This window comes from Candidatus Dependentiae bacterium (genome assembly GCA_026389015.1).
GTDB lineage: Bacteria > Babelota > Babeliae > Babelales > Vermiphilaceae > JAPLIR01.
Genome location: JAPLIR010000008.1, coordinates 18,175 through 41,924, shown reverse-complemented (window position 1 = coordinate 41,924; position 23,750 = coordinate 18,175). Strand labels below are relative to the sequence as shown.

At 40.6% G+C, this 23,750-nt stretch carries 20 protein-coding genes, 3 tRNA genes and 2 rRNA genes; 11 read left to right on the top strand and 14 right to left on the bottom strand.

Features of this window, described 5'->3' with window-relative positions:
• Positions 1-124: 124 nt before the first annotated feature.
• The 6 genes from NTX86_00710 to NTX86_00685 form a co-directional block, all read right to left on the bottom strand.
• Positions 125-200: transfer RNA gene (locus tag NTX86_00710), tRNA-Thr, on the bottom strand.
• 41 nt (positions 201-241) lie between these two features.
• Positions 242-314 (bottom strand) — tRNA-Gly (locus NTX86_00705).
• 17 nt (positions 315-331) lie between these two features.
• A tRNA-Tyr gene (locus NTX86_00700) sits at positions 332-417 on the bottom strand.
• A gap of 131 nt (positions 418-548) precedes the next feature.
• Positions 549-755, bottom strand: a complete 207-nt coding sequence (locus NTX86_00695; GenBank protein ID MCX5921832.1) for a (2Fe-2S)-binding protein — start codon at positions 753-755, stop codon at positions 549-551.
• A 95-nt stretch (positions 756-850) separates the two neighbouring features.
• The gene (gene tsaE, locus NTX86_00690; protein ID MCX5921831.1) at positions 851-1,273 is read right to left on the bottom strand and encodes a tRNA (adenosine(37)-N6)-threonylcarbamoyltransferase complex ATPase subunit type 1 TsaE; all 423 of its coding nucleotides are present in this window, start codon (positions 1,271-1,273) and stop codon (positions 851-853) included.
• Between the two features lie 2 nt (positions 1,274-1,275).
• On the bottom strand, positions 1,276-1,863 hold the full coding sequence (locus NTX86_00685) for an NYN domain-containing protein (GenBank protein MCX5921830.1): 588 nt from the start codon (positions 1,861-1,863) through the stop codon (positions 1,276-1,278).
• Between the two features lie 113 nt (positions 1,864-1,976).
• Here NTX86_00685 and NTX86_00680 point away from each other — a divergent pair, with 113 nt between their 5' ends.
• Positions 1,977-2,822, top strand: a complete 846-nt coding sequence (locus tag NTX86_00680) for a F0F1 ATP synthase subunit gamma (protein MCX5921829.1) — start codon at positions 1,977-1,979, stop codon at positions 2,820-2,822.
• A 5-nt stretch (positions 2,823-2,827) separates the two neighbouring features.
• On the opposite strand, the gene murA is transcribed toward NTX86_00680, so the two are convergent.
• Together murA and NTX86_00670 are read right to left on the bottom strand one after the other, a co-directional pair.
• Positions 2,828-4,174, bottom strand: a complete 1,347-nt coding sequence (murA, locus tag NTX86_00675; GenBank protein ID MCX5921828.1) for a UDP-N-acetylglucosamine 1-carboxyvinyltransferase — start codon at positions 4,172-4,174, stop codon at positions 2,828-2,830.
• A 77-nt stretch (positions 4,175-4,251) separates the two neighbouring features.
• Positions 4,252-5,319 (bottom strand): pseudouridine synthase, encoded by a 1,068-nt coding sequence (locus tag NTX86_00670; protein MCX5921827.1) that lies wholly within the window; start codon positions 5,317-5,319, stop codon positions 4,252-4,254.
• Between the two features lie 150 nt (positions 5,320-5,469).
• Between NTX86_00670 and NTX86_00665 the strand changes: the two genes are divergently transcribed.
• From NTX86_00665 to NTX86_00625, 9 genes are all read left to right on the top strand, one after another.
• Positions 5,470-6,075, top strand: a complete 606-nt coding sequence (locus NTX86_00665) for a thymidine kinase (protein MCX5921826.1) — start codon at positions 5,470-5,472, stop codon at positions 6,073-6,075.
• Between the two features lie 9 nt (positions 6,076-6,084).
• Positions 6,085-7,443 carry a DNA repair protein RadA gene (gene radA / locus NTX86_00660; protein MCX5921825.1) on the top strand — a complete coding sequence of 453 codons (1,359 nt, stop codon included), beginning with the start codon at positions 6,085-6,087 and terminating at the stop codon, positions 7,441-7,443.
• A 197-nt stretch (positions 7,444-7,640) separates the two neighbouring features.
• Positions 7,641-7,931: an RNA-binding protein gene (locus NTX86_00655; protein MCX5921824.1), complete on the top strand. Its 291-nt coding sequence runs from the start codon at positions 7,641-7,643 to the stop codon at positions 7,929-7,931.
• Positions 7,932-8,224: 293 nt separating this feature from the next.
• A complete protein-coding gene (locus NTX86_00650) occupies positions 8,225-8,656 on the top strand; it encodes a hypothetical protein (protein MCX5921823.1) in 432 nt (143 codons plus the stop codon).
• 30 nt (positions 8,657-8,686) lie between these two features.
• Positions 8,687-9,004 (top strand): hypothetical protein, encoded by a 318-nt coding sequence (locus tag NTX86_00645; GenBank protein MCX5921822.1) that lies wholly within the window; start codon positions 8,687-8,689, stop codon positions 9,002-9,004.
• Positions 9,005-9,115: 111 nt separating this feature from the next.
• Positions 9,116-9,259: a hypothetical protein gene (locus NTX86_00640; GenBank protein MCX5921821.1), complete on the top strand. Its 144-nt coding sequence runs from the start codon at positions 9,116-9,118 to the stop codon at positions 9,257-9,259.
• 43 nt (positions 9,260-9,302) lie between these two features.
• Positions 9,303-9,578 carry a hypothetical protein gene (locus NTX86_00635; protein MCX5921820.1) on the top strand — a complete coding sequence of 92 codons (276 nt, stop codon included), beginning with the start codon at positions 9,303-9,305 and terminating at the stop codon, positions 9,576-9,578.
• Between the two features lie 139 nt (positions 9,579-9,717).
• Complete coding sequence (locus NTX86_00630; GenBank protein MCX5921819.1) at positions 9,718-10,476, top strand: hypothetical protein; 759 nt, start codon at positions 9,718-9,720, stop codon at positions 10,474-10,476.
• A 5-nt stretch (positions 10,477-10,481) separates the two neighbouring features.
• Positions 10,482-13,835: a type II CAAX endopeptidase family protein gene (locus NTX86_00625; GenBank protein MCX5921818.1), complete on the top strand. Its 3,354-nt coding sequence runs from the start codon at positions 10,482-10,484 to the stop codon at positions 13,833-13,835.
• 70 nt (positions 13,836-13,905) lie between these two features.
• Here NTX86_00625 and NTX86_00620 read toward each other — a convergent pair whose 3' ends face one another.
• A complete protein-coding gene (locus tag NTX86_00620; GenBank protein ID MCX5921817.1) occupies positions 13,906-15,747 on the bottom strand; it encodes a vanadium-dependent haloperoxidase in 1,842 nt (613 codons plus the stop codon).
• Between the two features lie 214 nt (positions 15,748-15,961).
• Between NTX86_00620 and NTX86_00615 the strand changes: the two genes are divergently transcribed.
• Positions 15,962-17,119: an NTP transferase domain-containing protein gene (locus NTX86_00615; protein ID MCX5921816.1), complete on the top strand. Its 1,158-nt coding sequence runs from the start codon at positions 15,962-15,964 to the stop codon at positions 17,117-17,119.
• Here NTX86_00615 and NTX86_00610 read toward each other — a convergent pair.
• The 5 genes from NTX86_00610 to NTX86_00590 form a co-directional block, all read right to left on the bottom strand.
• Positions 17,064-18,389, bottom strand: coding sequence for a pyridoxal-phosphate dependent enzyme (locus NTX86_00610; GenBank protein ID MCX5921815.1), 1,326 nt, complete (start codon positions 18,387-18,389; stop codon positions 17,064-17,066). The genes NTX86_00615 and NTX86_00610 overlap by 56 nt on opposite strands.
• 101 nt (positions 18,390-18,490) lie before the next feature.
• The gene (locus NTX86_00605) at positions 18,491-19,738 is read right to left on the bottom strand and encodes an FAD-dependent oxidoreductase (protein ID MCX5921814.1); all 1,248 of its coding nucleotides are present in this window, start codon (positions 19,736-19,738) and stop codon (positions 18,491-18,493) included.
• A gap of 96 nt (positions 19,739-19,834) precedes the next feature.
• The gene (locus NTX86_00600) at positions 19,835-20,206 is read right to left on the bottom strand and encodes a hypothetical protein (protein ID MCX5921813.1); all 372 of its coding nucleotides are present in this window, start codon (positions 20,204-20,206) and stop codon (positions 19,835-19,837) included.
• Positions 20,207-20,361: 155 nt separating this feature from the next.
• A 5S ribosomal RNA gene (gene rrf / locus NTX86_00595) occupies positions 20,362-20,476 on the bottom strand.
• A 90-nt stretch (positions 20,477-20,566) separates the two neighbouring features.
• Positions 20,567-23,565, bottom strand: a 23S ribosomal RNA gene (locus NTX86_00590).
• Positions 23,566-23,750: the final 185 nt, after the last annotated feature.

Here is a 23,750-nt window from a genome sequence, read left to right as displayed (position 1 = left end):
ACTCTGATAACAAAAAGGTACTGAATGGGGCAATAAACAGGCAAAGAGCATAGGAGAGTGTTTTTTTAAATTTGTACACGACAACTCCAGAAACTAATAGAACAAAAAAATATTTTTAAAAAAATGGAGCTGGCGATTGGACTTGAACCAACGACCTGCTGATTACAAATCAGCTGCTCTACCAACTGAGCTACGCCAGCACTCTATTTTTCTATACCCATCATTCTCACGCTTTACAAGGAGTGGGAAACGGGGCTCGAACCCGCAACCTACAGCTTGGAAGGCTGTCGCTCTACCAATTGAGCTATTCCCACGCTCACTCAAAAACGATTGGTGGCGAGAGAAGGATTTGAACCTTCGAAGGCATAAGCCAACGGATTTACAGTCCGTCCCCTTTGACCGCTCGGGAATCTCGCCATGATGTCAAAATTTTTTCTGCTCTCCCAGCAATGTAGAATATATTAGTGCTTTTCGAACTTGATTTCAACTTAAATTTTTCAAAAAAAGGTTACAAGGCACATCAAGTTATCATCAACAAAGCGCTAAGACTACTCTGCAAGACTCTCTTTTAAGATATCTTTTACTTCGTTAACACAGCTGCTGCAGCCGGTTCCGACCATTAAAGAATCTTGCAAACTTTCAAAATCCTTGCAGCCTTTTTTAATAGCTAAACAAATTTCCGAATACATTACACCAAAACAAGTGCAAACCAAATAATCAGGACGTTGGCCCAAAGGGCTCTTAAAATCACTCATGCAACGCTCGCGTTAGAATAGAATGGCATATCTTTAACAACTCTTGCCCTCTACTTTACCCCGATTTTTAAAATAATACGAAACTATTTTAAAAGTTAAGCCTTCGTTTCAATGGTCATTATTCTTTTATCGTCACTATAATCAAGGGCAATATAACACACCGCGTGGGTCAACAAGGGCTTAACGGCTTCGGGCCACTCAATAAACACCCAACTTTGAGGCTTGTATAAATACTCATCAAAACCGGCCGCCCTAAAATCTTCAATGTTTTTAAGACGATAGGCGTCAAAATGATAAAACGTTTGACCTTGAGCATTTTCATAGAGATTAACATAGGTAAACGTTGGACTTGTGATGACACCCTGAATACCGCACCTTCTCAAGAGGGCGCGAACAAGAGTGGTCTTGCCAGCTCCCAAGGTGCCGGAAAACGTAAAAACCGTATAATCATTCATTTTTTTATAAAGCATATCGACAATATCATCAATCTGCTCGAGGCCGTAAATTATCTTTTCCATACTTATAACTTCTTAAATTGTTGCAACAGTTTTCGTTCTTTTTTTGACATTGTATGCGCCTGACTTTTACGCGTAGCGGCCACTCCAGCCATATCTTCTGTTTTGGTGACCACTATTCTACTGGCTTCCTCCATCAACTCATCAAGCCCATTTTCTCCTTGATCTCCAAGCTTAACTAGTTTTTGCTCACTTGTCTTTTTCCCGGTGCCCGATGATTGCAATGTCGCCTGCAAGATGGCATAAAAATGGACGGCATCAAGCGATTCAATACCATGAGCTTTAACATAACGATTCAGTTCGCGATCGGTCGAAATCAATAAAAGATCTTGAGCCTTGTAGCGCTCCATATACTGCTTTATCCACTCATCGGCGCTTTCATGCATCCCCGAATAGACAACATACACGCTATTGATGCGCTCTTTGTGTGCATTTTCATAAGGCCCACCATCAAAAACACATATCAACGAATGCCCCTTGAGCTTGCCGTAGCGACTCAGCTGATTAATAAATTGCTGCCTACTTGCATCAGCAATATGATTAACACTCAAAGCTTGCTTTAAAACGTTATATGCATCTATAACAATAATCATACGCCACCTAGCTACAACCAATTTTTTTATACATTGATTGTAGTATAGTATACAGGCATACAAAATACCTATATATTTGAAAATCATAATAACATTTTTTGCGGAGCGCCCTTATGGTTCAACTTGTTCAATTACGTCAACGCATCAAGGCAATTGAAACAATAAAAAAAATTACCCACGCCATGCGTCTCATCTCTATATCAACGCATGCCCATTTAAAAAATAAAGAAGCGCCATTGCGGCATTATCGCCAAAATATTCATCAATTATTTACCAAAATACAAAGTGCCTCTCCAACCCCCTACAATGCGCACAGCACGTTACCATACGAAACCAATACGCTTATTATCTTAATTGGCTCATCAAAAGGGTTATGTGGAAACTTTAATACATCTCTTTTCAATTTTTTTGAAAATTATATGAACGAACATCCTCTTGCCAAGACCAGCGTCATCACCATTGGAAAACGCGCACTGACCTATGCAAACGAACACCGCCTTGGCACTGTGCTCGCATCACCCAACAAACTCACGGCTACAACCCTTGTTCCCATTGCACAAACAATCACTCAAGTCATAAACGATGCTGAAAAACCTTTTTCTTCGGTGATTGTCGTAAGCAACGTGCTCAAAAGCTTTTTTAACCAAAAGCCGCAAGTGTATACGCTTCTTCCCTTTTCACAAGAATCATCTTCCCTGCCCGAAGCGCAAGAAAACAGCCTAGAAGAATATATTTGGGAACAACCTGCCGACGAAATCTTAGAAATTCTGGCACACCAGTGCATGAATGCAAATCTGCAACATCTCCTTTTTCAATCGCTCATAGCAGAACATGCCGCGCGCTTTCTGTCGATGGATAGCTCAACGCGCAATGCACAGAATCTGCTTGATCAAACAAAACTAGATTACAACAAGCTCCGTCAAGCAAAAGTGACTAAAGAGCTCGCTGAATTAATGTGAAGTTTTTAACGTAAAAATTGAGAAGAGATGCCAGCTTTTTTCAAGCGACTCATTTCGTGCGCATCGGGCACAATAGCATCATCCGCGCCATTAAGTCTGATGTTTGCTCCTAATGCCTGCAATTTCTTTTCCAATGCTTCATAGCCTCGTTGCCAATGATGAATGCCGGTCATAACCGTTACTCCTTGAGCAACCATTCCCGCCATCACCAAAGAGCACGATGCACGAATATCGGTAGCAATGACATTGGTGCCATACAAGGCTTCGATGCCCGTGACTATTGCGGTATTATGCTCAACCTTGATTTGAGCACCCATTTTGGATAATTCACGCACGTGAAGCAATCTATTTTCAAACACAGTCTCTTCAATAATACTGGTCCCGTCAGCCAAACATTGTAACGCCATCATAGGGGCTTGCAAGTCGGTAGGAAATCCAGGATAGGGAGCTGTTTTGAATGACACAGCGCGTGGAGAAGCACAAGACTTCAGACGAACGCCCTTGCCTTGCTCTCCAACCGTGATGCTATGCCCCATCTCTTGCAGCTTCATCAACACCATTTCTAACGTGGCTTCTGAAGCTTGGGGTAAATAAATTTCACCGCCCGTTATAGCGGTCGCAAGCAACAAGGTGCCCGCTTCCAATCGATCGTGAATGATAGCGTGCTCAACCGCATGCAGACTCGTCACGCCAATAATTTCAATGGTAGCAGGCGGCAAAATATTAATATGAGCACCCATCTTGCGGAGAACATCAACTAAATCTAACACTTCCGGTTCGAGCGCCGCATTAACGATACGCGTTACTCCGTCGGTTAGTGTAGCTGCCATCATCAAATTTTCAGTTGCGCCCACACTCGGATAATCAAGCACTAATTTGGTAGGCACTATTTTAGCTGCATACGCAGAAATTGCGTGTTCTTGCATATCAATAGTAACGCCCATTTTAGTAAAATTTTTCAGATGATAATCTATCGGACGAGCACCCAACACGCAGCCACCCGGCAAAGCAACATCTGCCTTGCCAAATCGTGCTAATAGTGGGCCCATTACTAAAATGGAAGCCCGCATTTTTTTCATGATGTCATATTTGACTTTGTACTTATGAATACCTGTCGTATCAACGTGCAAAACATGGGACTGAGGTATAAATTCAACTTCGGCGCCTAAATCTTGCAATAACGCAATCATATGCAACACATCATCAGACGAGGGAACATTAGTCAACGTAGATTTGCCACGCGTTAAAATTAACGAAGCAATAATAACGAGTACCGCATTTTTTGCGCCAACTAAATCCGCTTGACCTTGTAATCCTAATGATTGCTCAACAATGATATGTGCGTTTGACATCTGAATAACCTAAATAGTATGTGATAGTATTTTTTTCTTATTATTAAGCGTTACTTTAGCAAAAATATGAATAAGCGCTACTCTTTAATGCCGCCCATTTTCTTCAACATCGCAACTTCTTGCGGTTCTAAAAATCGACATTGGCCAACGCGGAGTCCTTGCTTGGTCAAGCCAGCATAGGATATACGGTCAAGCTTGCGCACTTCATAACCAATAGCTTCAAAAATACGACGGACAACTCTATATTTACCGCTATGAATTTCAACGGTAACTGTTTTTTTATCACCCGGTTGAAATACTATTTCGTCAACAACCACCTTGCCGTCCTCAAGTTCAACGCCCTCTTCAACCAGCTTTCTCATGTTTGAACTGGTCAATAGTTTGTCCAACTCAACCAAATAGACCTTGCTAATTTTGTAACGAGGATGCGCTAGCTTTAACGCCAATTCGCCATCATTGGTTAAAAGCAAGAGACCTGTTGTTGCTCGATCAAGTCTTCCAATAGGGTATACGCGCACATCTTTGGTCAATCGAATAAGGTCCATAACCGTTCTGCGACCTTTTTCATCCGAAACAGTGGTAATATAATCTTTAGGCTTATTGAGTAAGATATAAGCTTTTTCTTCTTGTTTGACTAACTCACCCTTAGCTCTAACAATATCCTTGTCTAAAAGCTTGTAGCCTGGCTCTGTTACCGATTTATTATTTACCGTAACAAAACCTTCTTTAATAAGTTCAGTCACTTTTCTACGGGAACCAACACCACCTAAAGCAAGATATTTACTCAATGACATTGCTTCAGATGCTACAGGAGTCTTTGTCGGCTTGGTAGGATTAGTAGCCTTGACAGGCTTGGTCGTCCCACGAGGTTTAGTAAACTTAGACGGTTTATTAAATTTGGACGATTGAGGTTTGTTAGAATATATATCTTTTTTAAAGCCCTGTTCATCTTCAGAAATATAAGGATGCTTAGGGTGTCTCACTACTTTTGGAAACTTAGTAGTTTTAGAATAATCAGTTTCTTTAGGGAACTTACTATCTTTAGGGAAGCTACTTGTTTTAGGAAACTTAGTAACTACAGGAAATTTACTTTTTTTGTGAGTTTTTTTGGGCTTGGGAAAATTGGTAGAATTATTCTTTTTCATATGCGTATCTTTAATTTAGAAATAATAGGATGTTTTTCTCTATCATAGTGGCAATTTTTTGCTTTATTGACAACCTTTTTCATTACAGCATTCTTTGAAAAAATTTGCCATATCTCTATGCTAGTAGAAAAACAACCTTGAAAGGAACCGATGCTCAACCATACCCCCTACACCCACGAAAAAGGCCATCTTGAAGTAATTTGCGGACCAATGTTTTCTGGAAAGTCAGAAGAATTGATGCGCCGACTACGCCGTGCAAAAATAGCAAAACAACGAGTCATGACCTTTAAGCCAAGCATCGATAACCGTCACTCTATCGAATATGTCGTTTCTCACGATGGCAACAAACTCTTTGCCCAAGCCCTTGATGATGTGACCTCAATACTAACCATCGTTCACCAAGAGAACATCGATGTTATTGGTATCGATGAAGTACAATTCTTCCCGACCGACGTCATCTCTATAATTTGTACCTTAATCGATGAAGGCAAACGGGTTATTATCGCTGGTCTCGACCTTGATTTTCGTGGCGTACCCTTTGGCAGTGTCCCAACGCTCCTGGCAATTGCTGATACGATCACCAAACTCAATGCGATCTGTTGCATTTGTGGCAAGGATGCTCATTGCACCCAACGACTAGTCAACGGCGATTGCGCAAAGTACGATGACCCTATTATTTTAATAGGCGCTCAAGAAGCGTACCAAGCACGGTGCCGCAACTGCTTCAGTATCGATAAACGACCAAAACTTTACTAAGTTAATATCATGGCAAAACAAAAAACTTCATTTAAGTGTAACCAATGCACCTACACAACAGTCAGGTGGCTTGGCTGCTGCCCAGAATGTAAAGAATGGGATAGCTTTACTGAAGTAACAACCGGCGGCCCAACCCTTGGTGCAACAAAAGGTGCCATGGCTGGTTCTGCCCCTGCCATTAACATGATTCAACTCAGCACCGTTGACAGCAAGCCAAAAGATCGCATGCTTTCGGGCATTAAAGAATGGGACCGCGTTATGGGTGGCGGCATTATGCCAAGCTCCCTGCTTATTCTCACTGGCGACCCAGGCATCGGCAAATCAACGCTTCTGCTCCAGATATCAAATGCGTTAGCCGAAAACTATACCGTATTTTATTTTTCTACTGAAGAGTCATTACAACAAGTAAAGCAACGAGCAGATCGTCTTGGCTGTATTAATAGTAACTTATTGTTCTCCGATCAAGCTGATTTAGAAAGCATCATTAATACAACGCAGCAAGCAAAACCCGACCTACTCATTATTGATTCAATCCAAAATTGCTACATGGCCCAAACGCAGGCCGGCCCAGGATCTATTGGTCAACTTCGTGAGGCAGCATTCCACCTCATGCGTTTGGCAAAAGAGCATGACATTACCATTATTATTAGTGGCCATATCACCAAAGAAGGCACGATTGCAGGACCAAAAACCTTAGAACATATGGTTGACGCCGTTTTTTATCTCCAGGGAGAAGACCGCTGGCAGACACGAGTACTCCGATCGGTCAAAAATCGATTTGGCACTATTAATGAATTAGGGTTCTTTGAAATGCAAGCCAATGGCCTTGAAGAAGTCCCCAATATCAATGAACAACTCTTAAGCGAGATTTCCTATTGCCCAGGATCAGTGCTTGTCAGCGTTATAGAAGGAACTCGACCCTTATTACTCGAATTGCAAGCATTAACTATTGAATCTAAGCTGGGAATACCCCAACGCGTGGTCTCGGGGCTTGACCAAAAACAGGTAGTCCTGATTGCTGCTATTCTTGAAAAATACCTCCATATCAAATTATCGACCCAAGATATCTTTTTTAAGGTCAGTGGAGGGTTCAAAATCAAAGGGAGTTCAACGGACTTAGGCATAGCCTTAGCCTTACTATCAAGCTACTTTCAACAGCCCTTGCCCGAAAAAACCATTGTTTTAGGGGAATTGAGCCTCACAGGCCAGATTAAGCCCATTAACCAAATCAACCTCTTCGTCCGAGAAGCAGAAAAATTTGGCATTCAACAACTTATCGTCGCCCACAACCAAAAAATTGATGCGCCACTGGACACGGTCAAGCGCTTCCAAAGCATATATGAGCTGCTCTCCTTGTTTTCTGCCTAAGAATTTATAGTCAGAAAAAGGGTTTATCTCTTGTGCACGGGTAACTTTTCTGTTATGTTTAGAGTATTGAGATAAGAATAATACGGTTTTTAAGACGGAGATGGTTATATAAAATAAAAAAGAATCAGTGTTCATGTGGGACACACTCAAGATACGATAAAAATAATATTAATCTTTTTAGATAAGTGAATATAAAAATGAACATTTACGTTGGAAACCTATCCCGTCTAGTAACAGAAGAAAAATTAAGATCATTATTTGCTCAATTCGGTACTGTAACCTCAGTTAAACTTATCAAAGATAAGTTCACAGGCCAACCTAAAGGTTTCGCTTTTGTTGAAATGGGTTCAGCTAACGAAGCTCAAACAGCAATCACCGAACTTAACGGTCAAGAACTTGAAGGCCAAAGACTAAGAGTGAACGAAGCTCGTCCACGCGAAGCTATGGATTCACGTCCACGTGGCCCACGTATGAACAACCGCTACTAAGCGCATACGTTCTCGTTTCTTAACTTAAGAAATAAGAAAAGACCCGGTTCTTACCAAAGAACCGGGTCTTAATTTTTTAAAAGACTTTTTAGGATTCAACCTCTTCTTTTTCATCTTTTACTCATAATTCACGTTCACCAACCATATCATACTATTTTCCCTGGTTCAAACATCCAATCCTATAGTTCAATCCATCAAATATTTTATATTTGAAAATATAGCATTGACATTACCTTTAATTAAGGTAATCTTATTAATATAAACAAATAACTAACATAATTACGGAGGATTATATGAAAAACATTATACGAATCAATCTAGCGCTGTCACTTGCTCTTTGTGGGGTTATCAACACTCATGCAATGGAACAAGATAACAAGGGGAATACAAACAATAATACGACCCTAAACGATAATACCCAAAGACGTTCACAATCTGCTCCGGTGAGTACTCCCGAACACGAGGCTAAGCAAGCTAATCCTAATGATCAGCGAACACAATCTGCACCGCTATTTTCATTAGAGCTATCCTCTGACGCCCAATTTAGATCTGATGTTACATTCACCGTGCACGGCGTTAGAGAAGAGGGGATAACTCTAATTGCACGCCCTCAACCTTTCTCTATGCATCAAAATTCGAATACTATTACACAGTTCTTGCAAAATTTGAATAATGCTAAAAATCAAACAGCCAGATCAGCGCGGCCAGAAGAAAAAAAACAGTAACATTATAAATTGATAACGGAGAACATCCCTATGAAAAAATTAACACTTTTAAATCTAATCATTGGTTTAACGCTATGCGAAGCATCTGCCCACGCAATGGATAAGGCAATCACTCAGAACTCACCTTCTATTATTACTTTCTGCGACTACAGCAACTTTGTTGATTTAGGTGCCGAGCCTGGTTCTGGAAGTCCTGAAACCAATAGTGCTCAACCAACTACCGAGCAACAACCATTTGAGCGCATGAAATTCGCCCAGTTCAATGAAAAAACACAATTTCCCATGGAACAACAAAGACGTACCCAATCAGCTCACTATGAAGCGAATGAACATAAAAACGATAACTAGAATACTCAAAATCGCACTGCATCGGAACCTGTATTTTCTCTTGGCACACCGGCATTATCATGCGCCTTCACAAAGATGATGATAGAAGAAAACAAGAACATTAAAAAACCGATGGCACATAAAAGTACCGCTCAAAAACTCTTGTTAACAAATGACGCCCGATTACTTTCTGAAGATTTAAAAACGAATCAACGACGAGCAACCGCACAAAGTCCTATAGCAGATGGTCACAGTATTTTTAACAAAAAATTTTAAGAATATTATTATTTAACCCTTATAATACCATTGGAGGTATATCATGAACAAACAAACACTAGCCTTAATCGTAGCATTAACGGTTTTTGGCACACAAGCAATCTGTGCAGATGATGTTGTAATAACAACGCCTGAAACAGAAGTTGTTGTACCAGTTGACGCGACTCCTGCAGAACTTGTAGAAGCAACACCAGCTGAGCCAACCGAAGAAGAAATGAAGAAAATGTTAGAAGATTTCTTCAAAGAATTAGAAAAACAACAACAAGAAGAAGAAAAAGCTGCAAAAAAAACGACAGAAGAAACTCAACCAGCAGCATAAATTAACCGTGTATTACGTAATGCACACTGAGAGGCTCTAAAACTAGGGCCTCTTTTTTTTGCATATATTTTACATATTTTATGGTTATCCTTATCCTTACATACGATGCACGCAATCTTTATAAGAGGAAACCAATTCAATGCTCAATATATACTCTATTCTATTTTTCCTTCTGGCCTTTTGCCTACACACCACACACCATAGTATGTTCTTCTCTCCCACTATAAGTTCTCGCAACAAATGCGTACAGTCACGAACAAACGCCAACAATCAATCATTTAATAATTCCACACAAAAACCACCCTTGCCACCAAAAAAGTTACCTACCTTGCGTATGCAAGAAAACAAAGAGGATGCGGATGATAACGAGTTAAACGAAACCCTCAAAAAACTATTATCGTTACAATCTCCTAGACCATCAAGAACATCCAAACATAACTCCTTAAATTTTTCCGGTAGACATATTGTTCAAAAAAGCGAACATACGACCGGAAGCACAGAAAAAGTCTCCGCACTCCCTGGGCAAGCGGACAATCAAGAAAACAATAGTAACGGTATATCTGGATCAAGCTGCCATAGTTCATACACAAAACAATCATTATCATTAAGGCATAGTCCATCAAGCTCTGTAAATCGGGATTTCTTTAAACAAATTCCCTGCAACTCACATGTAGCACGTAGAACAATAGTAACACCCACCCGCCAAGCACCAATAACATTGGAAGTAATCCTCCCTAAATTAGGTAATAATTCTTCTGCAGAAGAGTGTATAAGAGTGCTCGATGAAGTAAACGGCACCAAAACACCTGCCCACTTTCTCGACAAACTACCAATAAATGCTACAGCGCTAGAATGCCTTATCGCACTCAGAAATCATAAAACCTCAACCAAAGGATAATTTCTATGTATAACATTTTTCGTAAGCCATTATTTTGGATACTTTTTTCTGCACTGGCAATTGCAAGCACATTCTTTACCCTTAAATATTTTTCAACCGCATTCCCCATAGTGAATCTCGATCTTGAACTTGATAGACCTACTGCACTCAAGAAAGCTCGTGAAATATCAGAACAGTATAACCTTGGCCCAATAGGATATTGGCAAGCCGCATCATTCGAGTCTGATCAAGAAGTTCAAACGTTTGTTGAACTTGAGGCGGGTGGTAAACAAGCTTTTACACAGATGCTTAAAGATCAACTCTACGCTCCTTATACATGGCAAGTACGCCACTTTAAAGAATACGAAAAAAATGAAACTCGCATAAAATTTAAACCTGATGGTACACCCTACGGCTTTGCAGAAAAAATCTCGGAAAATAGCCCTGGCCACGCACTCAGCACAGATCAAGCGAAGCTCATTGCAGAACAAGCAGCAACCAACAATTGGCGTATCCAACTCACAAACTATAAGCTTGTTGAAACATCAAAAGAAGTAAGACCAAGTGGCAGAATTGATCACCAATTTACGTATGAACGACCTGACATCACCATTGGCAATGGTCATTATCGCCTGCAATTGATCCTAAGTGGCGATAAGCTCACCGAACTTACTCATTACATTAAAATTCCCGAAGAATTTAAATTACGTTACAAAGAGATGCGCTCAGCAAATAATAGTATTGCCGCTGGTGCTACTATGGCTATGATACTCCTCTACATTTTTGGCGGTTGCATTATCGGTATATTTTTTCTTCTAAGAAGGCGATGGGTTCTTTGGAAAACAGCTACTGCGTGGGGCATTATTATTGCGACATTACATGTTTTAGTATCTATTAATCAGTTGCCACTCGCATGGATGCACTATCAAACCGAACTTTCCATGCAAGGGTTTCTCATAAAATATATGGTTTCACTTATCTTTCAATTATTGTATATCACGATTCTATACAGCCTCGCTTTTATAACAGCAGAAAGTTTTACACGAGCTGCATTTGGAAAACATCCACAATTATGGGACGTATGGTCACCTCCCGCATCAAGTTCGATTACTATACTCGGAAGCACTATTGGAGGCTATTTGCTCGTTCCATGTTATTTAGCATTTGGTGTAGGTTTTTATAGTATCACTACCACCTATTTTAATTGGTGGATTCCCTCAAGCTCTCTTATTGACCCTAATATTCTTGCACATTATTTCCCATGGCTCTCGTCGATTGTTTTATCACTCGGTGCTGGATTCATGGAAGAATGTTTATTCAGAGCAATTCCTATCGCTGGAGCTGCACTCATTGGAAAGCGCTTTGGCAATCAACGTATGTGGATTACTTTAGGATTTATCGTACAAGCACTCATTTTTGGCGCTGCACATGCCAACTACCCAGCACAACCTGCTTATGCACGCGTCATCGAACTATTATTCTTCTCTTTAATCAGCGGTGGCATCTACCTAAGATTTGGATTACTCCCAACAATTATATCACACTTCTCTTATGATGTTGTATGGTTTGCGCTGCCTCTTTTTGTTTCCACAGCACCCAATGCCTGGATCAATCAGGCAATGGTCATTATGCTAGCAATAATACCGCTTTTAATCGTTCTTTATGCGCGATTGAAGGTTGGACGCTGGAATTCATTACCAGAAAATGAACTCAATGAATCCTGGCAACCTCCAGTCCACCAAGAGTTGCTTGAAAAAATTTCTACCATTTTTCAACAACCTATAACACTACCTTCAAACAAAAAAAACATTCTCATTGCTGCTTGCATTATTGGCCTAAGTCTTTGGCTCTATACGCAACAGTGGTCACAGGATGCACAACCTCTCAATGTTACCCCTTCAATGGCATTAACAACAGCGCAACAAGCGTTAGCAAATCGAAACATACTATTAAACGAATCATGGCAACCGCTATCAAACGTATCCGGCGACTATACCTCTTCACTTGATGTACAGCTACAACACGCCTTCATTTGGCAACATGGATCTCCAGAAATATACCATACGTTATTGGGAACGTATCTGGCACCTCCACGCTGGACCATTCGTTATGTCAGATGGCATGGCACCGTAGCCGAAAGATCGGAAGAGTATCAAATGTCTATTACCGGCGACAACCAATTGTTTCGCTTCAAACACCAACTTCCCGAAACATTCCCAGGCGCAGATTTGGCTGAACAAGACGCGCGACTTATAGCACATCAAGAATTACAGACAACCTATCAACTGAGTCCAGAATCACTGCAAGAAATATCCGCTGTCGCTACTAAAAATCCCACACGCAAAGATTGGGCCTTCACCTTTTCAAACAAAGCAACCTACCCCTTGAAACAAGGCCAAGCATACATATCAGTAAAAATTTCCGGTGATAAGGTAGTCGATAGTTGTCGCTATATTCATGTACCAGAAGAGTGGGAACGTACACAAAAGAACAACCACCATATGCTCGAAATACTATCACTACTCTGCATGCTATTACTGTATAGTTTTTTAAGTATTGGATTAGTTATGTCACTCAAAAAGTCAAAGCATTTCAGCTTATTTTCAGGAACAACATTAGGATACAGCGTTGTATTGATAGTACTTTTCGCTCTTAATCTTATAAACGTCTGGCCAACCATGATGGCGCAACTTACTACCAGCGAACCTTTTTACAATCAGATTTTTAACCTTGTAGGCATGGCCTCAATTGGCATGTTATTCAGAGCCGGTTCATTGGGCATTCTTCTTACCTATATCAATGCATGGCAAAAACCATACCACCATCTTTCGCATAGCCTAGCACTCATAGCAGGAATAAGCACTGGCGCATTTGCAACCGGCATATACACCGCATTACAAAAACACGCACCGTCCCTAAAACCTATCTGGGCCGATTACACAGCGCTGCCAACCCACAGTACCTTAATCGGCATTCTTATACATTGGCTAACAAGCTATATTGCCCTCACGGCGGCACTACTTATTGTATGCATTATTATCGACCACCTTTCTGATTATTGGCATAACAATAAAGTAGCATGCGCAAGTATTTTTATACTTTTTGGCGTAATGATGAATGACATAACTCATATTGAGAACATTTCCCATTGGCTTATTTCAGGAGCTCTGATGGGCTTAGTACTACTCATAACGTATGCTATAATTGTCCGCTACGATAACACAGTGGTACCAATTGCAGCCGGAACATTCATCATAAGCCTAGCACTGCAGCAAGCCGCCTTTAATGCTTATCCCATGGCTTATGAAGGCAATCTCCTTGCATGCATCATGATTATTGCCTTCATGTTGCTATGGGCAGGCATAATAAGAAAACAATAGTTTCAACTAAACGAGAGAAGGGATGCACTATAACGCATCCCTTCTCTCGTTTAATAACAATAAAAAATAATTAACTAATTACTTGCACAACATCCGGCGTAATACGCACCTTAGTGCCATCGAACTTAGTCAATTGGAAACCAGTAAATCCTTGCTCTTGATATATTCTTGCATGATCTTGTAATACTGTTATTGCTACAGCTTCTCCAAGCAACATGCCATTCCATGCATCGCTGCGGAAATGTACACCACCAAAGTTACGTGCCATTGAAATAGTGAATGCTAACTTATTAAGCTCGCCGCCAACCGTTAACAGATTGGCTCCTTCACCATTTGATAGTGTTACAAGTGCGGTTGGATCTGTTGGATCAACTTTGACTGGAGTAAATTTAGTATTAATCAATGTATCATTATCAAAAATTGCCTTTAAAATTGTTACACATGCACCAGCACCCGTAGCATGACCTGATGGATATGCTGGATGCTCAGGTGACGCTTCTGGATACATTTGACTCAACAAATATGTCCCAGCATCAACCAATTGTATGGCATCATGCGATACAGTTGCTTGCAATTCATTGTGCGCTCGAACCATTGCCAACAAATCATAACCAGCATGCGTGGTAAATAATGACGAATGTAATCCAAAATCATTTGTATCATTAACCTTAGCTGTATGAACTAAACCTGCCATAGCTTCTGGACGGATACGTCTGTGACAACGCCATTTTTGTGCCCATGCAGCCCTAAATGCTGTCAAAGCAGCCAAACCTAACAACCCAAATGCATCAGGAGCACCCAAGGTTAATCCCGCACCCTCATTAGTAATATCGCCATCCGCATAAGGAAACACTGATGATATTGGAAACCCTCTCGTTGCAAGAATATTTAATGCATAATAATATGATTCATAAGGTCCATCTCGATGTACATAACTACCGAGATCACGACCATTAATTGGATAACGATTATTCGTTGCCGTAGCATTATAATCATTTGCATTATATTGTTTTGGAATCAAGCCATTTTGAAGAGCAACATAATCATCCCACGTTACGCCAAATTCTCTATCGCTTGCTATTGGGTAACGTTGATTAACTTGAAACGCTGCTAATGGTAAATTTGGCACACCAATGAGACCCGCTGCGGCACCAATACAACCAGCTGCAAACATCGGATAAAGAGGCATTAATGAAAATTGGGAAACATAGGGGCCTGTTTTGTCACCAGTAGTAAGACCACGGAATAATACCGAAGCATCAACAACGTTGCTGCCATTACGAGGACCTTTAAACACAGAACCTAAATCATTCAAAATTGCTGCAGCATTTTCCGTTAATGATCCACCATTGACTGAATCGATATCAGTGCCTTCCCCGGTACCATAATCACTAAAAAGCACATCACGGCATATTGCATTCAGATATGTTTCTATCATATCTGCAGCAGCTTCAGCCGATGTTAATGTTGGAGATAACAGCATTGACAATTGTGCAGAATCCATACCGTTCATCGTCAAAGCAAAACCAGATTGAGGATTAACAAAAAGACGAGATGAACCCGCAGATCGCTCAATATCATTATAATCTACTTGCATGCCACTTTTTAATGCTTTTATTAATTTTTCATAATTAGCGAGCCCCGTTGCTGACAAAAGACCCGTCGTTGTGTCATGTTCTAATAGTTTAGTAAACGAACCTGCATAGCCAACAACATTAGTTTCGTCACCATTGTTATCAGTTTCAATATTATGCCCTGATCTACCCAACGTTTCTCGATAAGCAGCATTCACACGAGCATTATAAGCAACTCTTGGCTCGTCAGCTCGCTGCCACAAGCGAGATTCTCCAAATTCAGCAAACATTGACTGCGCCACTAAGCTCAACAATAAAAGACTAGAAAATTTTTTCATAGCTCTACACCTTATTTTAAAATATCATCATTATACTGCACTACGTAAATGGATCACCTTCTCTTAATCATTGTCAAACCACTTCTTTTGAAAAACTTCTCTACACTATACACAACACCTCACTATAAAAACAAGAAAATAGATGTTATTAAATTTCATCTATTTTTGTTATAATCTTTTACCATGTTGTATACATACTAAAGGAGAATGAGCCGTGCACAATAATAAAAACACCTTATTAACGCGTACTATATTATTCATACAGTTTATACTTTTTTTTGGAACCGCTATGCCTAATGCTATCAACAATCATGAAGTACAAGCAATAATACTCGCAGCTGGCCAAGGGTCTCGTCTTAAAACAGGTATTACAAAACTAATTACACCCATTTGTGGCCAACCCATGGTGCTCTATACCGTAGCGCTCATGCAAAAATTATCCATTCCAACAACCATTGTCATTGGTTATCAAAAAGAATTAGTACAACAAGCAATAGAATCTGCAAATATCCCCAATCTCCTTTTTGCTAAACAAGCCGAACAACTAGGCACCGGCCATGCATTGCTCTGCTCAAAAGAAACCTGGCACGCTAATAATATATTAGTGATGAACGGCGATATGCCCCTCATCACACCCGACATCATAACACAACTTTGCCTAGAGCATCAGAAGAACAACGCTGCTATAAGCATTGTCACCAGCTACAATGTTGACCCAGCTAATGCGTTCGGTCGTATTGTGCAACAAGGTGACAGCATAAAAATTGTAGAAAAAAAACATTTCACCTTCAGCATTACCGATTATCCATATGTTAACGCCGGTATTTATTTGATTAATCGAGCATTTCTTGAAACATTTTTAAGCACCATAAAACAAAATGAAAAAACGAACGAATTCTATATTACTGATTTGGTGGAGATCGCCAGCAACCACCAATTACCCGTTATCACCATGCCATTTCCTTTTGAACTACTGAACGGCGTAAATACTTTTGAAGAACTCGCAACCGTAGAACAGATTAAACGCAATGAACTCATTCATTATTGGATGGCAAATGGTATACGGTTTACCGCGCCGCACACCGTACATCTAGATTTGAATGCCACTATTGGCCGGGGCACCGTGATTAACGCCGGCGTACAACTTTTGAACAACACTAAAATAGGAGAATTTTGTACAATACACCCTCATGCCGTATTGGATAATGCAACGTTAGAAAACAAAGTTATCGTTGGCGCGCAAAGCGTTATTGAAAATGTAATAATAAAAGAAGGAACAACATTACCAGCATTTAGTTATGGCGCACGCAATAAGTTTATGCATTATCAAACTCCTGCACACTACTCTCAAAAAAATGATGTAACGCTTTAGGTAATTTTACATAATCAGTATATTTTATTACAGACGCATAATCATCACCGTAAAAGGTGTTCCAAAATAATATAACATCATCGTGATGATTATTTTCTGTTACATCTGCAATCAATCCGGCCATTGCTTTGCCCGTATAAGTACCATCGAGGATGATACCCTCTTGTTCTTTAAGCAACACAATTGCCTCTGCTGCTTCCTGCGTAAACAATCCGTATTCCGTACCTCCGTGCGCCATCAATAACACCACCTCTTGTTCAGTCATATCAAAAAGTGGAAATGTAGAATCAGATTCATGCAATAACTTGTTAGTACCATGGAACAACTGAATAATCATTTTTTTAAACTCGCCCAGCACTTCTTCTGGCTCAACCGCAACTCCAATAATCTGTGATTTTAGACCCGCCGCCTTCACTCCTAAAAGCAATCCGGCTATGGTGCCAAAACTTCCGGCCGCGACATAGATACGATCCGGCTCGGGTAACAATCCTTGCTCTATTTGTTCTTTCAATTCAAATACAGCGTTAACAAAACCTAGTACACCAATGGGACATGATCCGCCTGTTGGAATCACATACGGATAAACACCAAAAGCTGATTTCTGCTGAAAAAAAGTAACCATTGCACAAAGTCCCCGCACTGATGAATCAGGACAGAACTGAATTTCAGAACCATAGTAATCCATCAATAAAAGATTGCGCCTTACAACGTGTGAATTTGGCTGAGTTTTCAACATTGAAATACTTTTTAGCCCTAAATAATCTGCACATACTGTTGTGGCAACAGCATGATTAGAACCCGCACATCCAAACGTCATCACTGACTGAGCGCCATTATTCAATGCATCTGCCAATAAAAATTCTAATTTTCGAATCTTGTTGCCACCAAAAAGGCGCTGCCCATTTTCAAGCTGTATTCCCGTAACATCATCTCGTTTACTATACATATTATTACAACCAAGATGAGCACCTAATCTTTTTAGATGCTGCACCGGCGTTGGCAAATCACCCAAAACAACATAGGGAATTTTTATACTAAGTTCTGAAAAATGAGTTAATAAAGGTCGTATTTTTGTTGAACATTGACTCACTACCTTCTCCTTCTCGCATGGTTTTGCTAACGAATAAAGTTGCTGTAAAATTGAATCGGCTATAGTGATATAAGAACTCAAATTATGAACGAATAACGCCTCTCCTTGATAACATTGAGCGCTATAGAAAGATAATAAATTCGGCGTTAATAACAGTAAAAACAGATTATTGATACGCATTATAGTACCCCGATACATTCATTGTACATATTCCACATACAAAAAAAGCTCTTGTAGGACAATCCCACAAGAGCTTTTTTGACTAAAAATTTCGTTAATGATTATAATGCTTCGATAGTAAATAAACTAGCCATTTTTTCAAGCAGATTCATCTGACGCTGTATTCTACCACTGCGTTTAACTTGTTCCTCTACATCACCAGCTACCCAATGCGGTATCAACCGCTGCGCATAACTCATAAAACTATCAAGCCCAATGCGATACGATTGATTACCCAATGGATCGACTCGTTGCTCAGGAAATGCAATACCAATACCAAAAAGACGTGGGGCGATAAAGCCATTATGTTCATTGTACTGAGCAATAGGCTCTTGACCATTCACCGCCGGCAATGGATTACGATCATACCCAATAGCATAAACAACTTTAGAACACTGCTCAACTAATGCTGGCAAGGTACTATCGGTTACTTGAATACGAGTGAGATTTGCAGGTGGATTTTTTTCTAATACTTCACGTGCCCATTGTGCCGTAATACCTTTAATACCATTGGGATGCAAGGTCCACGTTCCCATATCAACCGCATATAAAATGGGATATTTATAAAAATTATAAATATGCTTAACCTGCAACTCCGATAAAAACTTGAGTAACAAAATTGCTGAATGAGAGCCACCAACAACACCAACCGTATCCTCCGCCCCAACCAATGTTTTTAAAATTTCAGGATCGAGAGCTTTATCCAGTGTGATAATGCCTTGTTTATTATATTCGAGCGTCTTTGGATAAGAACCAGTAGCAAGAACAACATGCTGCGCAGAGACAGCTTGCCCAGTGCTTGTGCCAACATGCCACACCCCTTGATCGAAAAACAATGCCGTCAACATGCCCTCGATGGACTGAATCTTTTCACGCAAATGGGCAGTGATACATACCAACGGCTTTATAACTACTTCAAGATTATGGCGTTCTTCTGGATTATAAGCATGCAATTGCTCCAACGTTGGACTTGTACACTCCTTAAAACAGTCACAAGCATTAACAAAATCAATAAATTCTTTGGTCTTATTATTACTTGGCACATGAGGAAACGCACTCAGATGACCAACATTAAATTCAGGATCAATCCACATGATGCGTTGCGGATCAATACCAATATCCATCAATACACCAACAGTAGCAATTCCCGCAGGGCCAGCGCCAACAACAACCCAATCAGCATCCGTATCAGTAGCAAGTCTGTGCGTCACATATACATCTTGCATATCACTAACAGACAACGAAATAGTGCAATGTGCATATAACAAAGAAACCGCAATAAAACTTTTTTTCCATATATTATTATTCATCGCTCTTCTCCACAACGTATGAGTGTATATTTTTAACGTTTTAAGAATAACTCAATACTCAAACAAGAGTAAATAGTCTTTAAAAAACAAAAATAATTATCTAAGAAAAACACTCATCAGCCGAGTTATAAGTGCATAGTCCTTAAGATCCCGTGCATCTGCTGTTAAACTCGCTAATTTTTTTTGCTTAGTTATCCAAAGAGAAATATCACAGGGGTTATAATTTGCATTATCGTCATTTACCGCTAATATTTCTCGTTCCAATTTATTCACAAAATACTGTGCTACCTGATAGCGAAGTTCGTTACAAAGAACACAACCGACACTCGTAACAACACTAACGATAGCAACCGTACTAATAATTTCTGATTCTTGTGTGGTTTTCTCCATTCCTTCTAAAGCAACAGACCATAAGGACAGGACACCAATAACATTAAAAATAATAAAAAGTCTATTAACGCATTTCACAATACCCCCCCAGATTCAAACTGTTATTTAAAAGAACATTGCAATCTATAATAAGGGTACCATATGCATAATACGGAATAAAAGAAAGGCTCGATAATGTTAAATTTTAGACATTAAAAAACCTCGAAGTTTTACCTTCGAGGTTTTTTATTTTAATCTGGCGGTACCTACATTTCCAGGCCGTCTCCAGCCAAGTATTCTCGGCGCTACGGACTTTACTGCCGTATTCGAAATGGGAACGGGTGTGTCCCCGTAGCTATACCCACCAGAAATTTTTCAAAATTTACACTTGTGATCGAAATATTTGTAATAAGAGAGTCTTTAGCATTCTTCACCAAGAGGTTCATAATTTTTTCAAATGTAATTAAAACTTTCGACCTATTAGTACTGGTTAGCTAAATACCTTACGGTACTTACACATCCAGCCTATCAACCTTGTAGTCTTCAAGGGGTCTTAATTAGGGGTATCTTATCTTGAAGCGAGTTTCCCACTTAGATGCTTTCAGCGGTTATCTCTAATAAGCTTAGCTACCCAGCGCTGCCCTTGGAGGACAACTGGAACACCAGAGGCTTACTCATCCCGGTCCTCTCGTACTAGGGACAACCCTTCTCAAATACCCTGCGCCCACGACGGATAAGGACCGAACTGTCTTACGACGTTCTGAACCCAGCTCGCGTACCGCTTTAATTGGCGAACAGCCAAACCCTTGGGACCTTCTTCAGCCCCAGGATGCGATGAGCCGACATCGAGGTGCCAAACCTCCTCGTCGATATGGACTCTTGGAGGAGATCAGCCTGTTATCCCCGGCGTACCTTTTATCCGTTTAGCAATGGCCCTTCCATTCAGAACCACTGGATCACTAAGTCCTGCTTTCGCACCTGCTCGACCTGTATGTCTTGCAGTCAAGCTCCCTTATGCCTTTACGCTCTAAAGACGATTTCTATTCGTCATGAGGGAACCTTTGAACGCCTCCGTTACTTTTTAGGAGGCGACCACCCCAGTCAAACTACCCCCCAGACAATGTTCTTTGCCCGGATTACGGTACAAAGTTAGATTCTCAAATCAACAGGAGCGGTATTTCAAGGATGACTCCATTGAAGCTAGCGCCTCAACTTCACAGTCTCCCGCCTATCCTACACAAGTTAATCCAAAAATCAATGTCAAGTTATAGTAAAGGTGCACGGGGTCTTTCCGTCCTTTCGCGGGTAACAAGCATTTTCACTTGTACTACAAATTCACTGAGTCTATCATTAAGACAGCGCCCAACTCGTTACGCCATTCATGCGCGTCGGAACTTACCCGACAAGGTACTTCGCTACCTTAGGACCGTTATAGTTACGGCCGCCGTTTACTGGGGCTTCAATTCAAAGCTTCACCTTACGGCTGACTTCTCTTATTAACCTTCCAGCACTGGGCAGGCGTCAGACTCTATACTTCCTCTTACGAGTTTGCAGAGCCCTGTGTTTTTGTTAAACAGTCGGTTGGGCCTCTTTGTTGAAACCTGACAATGCTCCCTGAAGTTAATCAGTCACACTGCAGGCGCCTCTTATCCCGAAGTTACGAGGCAATTTTGCCGAGTTCCTTAATGATAGTTATCTCAACGCCTGAGCATTCTCTGCCCGTCTACCTGTGTCGGTTTGCGGTACGATCATTCACATAGCTCGCTAGAAGCTTTTCTAGTCAGTGTAGGATCATTCAAATACGCTTCTTCCTAAAAATTAGCGTACCCATCACACCTCAAGGATAACAGCCTCGCGGATTTACCTACGAGACTCCTCTAAATGCTTAGATTGGCATCCAAACGCCAATTCAAACTACCTTACTGCGTCACTCCATCACTCAAACGCTACTAAATGGTGCAGGAATATTTAGCCTGCTGTCCATCACCTACTCCAATTGGCCTCGGCTTAGGTATCGACTAACCCTGAGTGGATGAACCGTTCTCACGGAAACCTTAGACTTACGGCGAACAGGAATTTCACCTATTTTTTCGTTACTTATACCAACATGCTCACTTCCTTGATCCACGACATCTGTCCTTACGGTCAAACTTGTATCTATCAAGGAACGCTCCCCTACCACTAAAACAAGACGAATCTTGTTATAATCCATAGCTTCGGTAACTCGTTTAAGCCCCGTTCGTTTTTCAGCGCAAAAATACTTGACCAGTGAGCTGTTACGCTTTCTTTAAATGATGGCTGCTTCTAAGCCAACATCCTGGCTGTCATTGCGTTTTCACTTCTTTTACCACTTAACGAGTATTTAGGGACCTTAGCTGATGATCTGGGCTCTTTCCCTCTCGACTATGAAGCTTATCCCCCACAGTCTGTCTCCTGTCTTCTAATGCTATAGCATTCAGAGTTAGTAAAAATCTGGTAAGCTTACGCCCCCACAATTAAAACTGTGCTTTACCGCCATAGCAGATCCAACAAGGCTATACCTAAATATATTTCGGGGAGAACCAGCTATTTCCCAGTTTGATTAGCCTTTCACTCCTATCCACACCTCATCCGAGCAGTTTTCAACCCACACCGGTTCGGACCTCCATCTCATGTAACTGAGACTTCATCCTGGACATGGATAGCTCACTAGGTTTCGGGTCTACCCCACGCTACTATTCGCCCTATTCAGACTCGCTTTCGCTACGGCTCCGTTCTTTCAAAACTTAACCTTGCAGCGTATGGTAACTCGTTGGCTCATTATGCAAAAGGTACGTGGTCGCGCATACGTATATATCGCTTCCACCGATTGTAGACAGTTGGTTTCATGTTCTATTTCACTCCTCTTCCGAGGTTCTTTTCACCTTTCCCTCACGGTACTAGTTCACTATCGGTCATCAAGTAGTATTTAGCCTTACCCGATGGTCCGGGCAGATTCCCACAGAATTTCACGTGCTCTATGGTACTCGAGAACACAAACTATTGCTTAACATAATGTTTTGATTACAAGGCTGTCACTTTCTATGGCTGTCCTTTCCAGAACATTCAACTACATTATATTAATAACAACTCAAGAACTGTATTTCTTGAACGCTTATATCTCACAACTCCTTTATCACAACGCACACAGGCTATCACGTGATAAAAGTTTAGGCTGTTTCCTTTTCGCTCACCACTACTTGGGAAATCACTTTGTTTTCTTTTCCTAGCGCTACTTAGATGTTTCAGTTCACGCCGTTCGCTTTCTTACCCTATGTATTCAGATAAGAATGTATTGGGTTTACCAATACGGGTTTCCCCATTCGGAAATCTTCGGATCATAGCTTGATTGGCAGCTTCCCGAAGCTTATGGCAGCCTTCCGCCTCCTTCATCGCCTCTTGATACCAAGGCATCCACCAAAAGCCCTTTTCAATTAATTACAAACTTGCTGATTCACCTGTTGGTTACTATAAGGACTCTTTATTTACAAATATTTCAAAGATCACAAGTAATTTTTTATCATTTACTGCTTCTGCTTCTTTTTTTTCAATTTTAATTAACGAGAGAAAATTTAAATAAATTATACAGCTTACTTCGAAAAACACAAGGTTTTTAAAAGGTTTT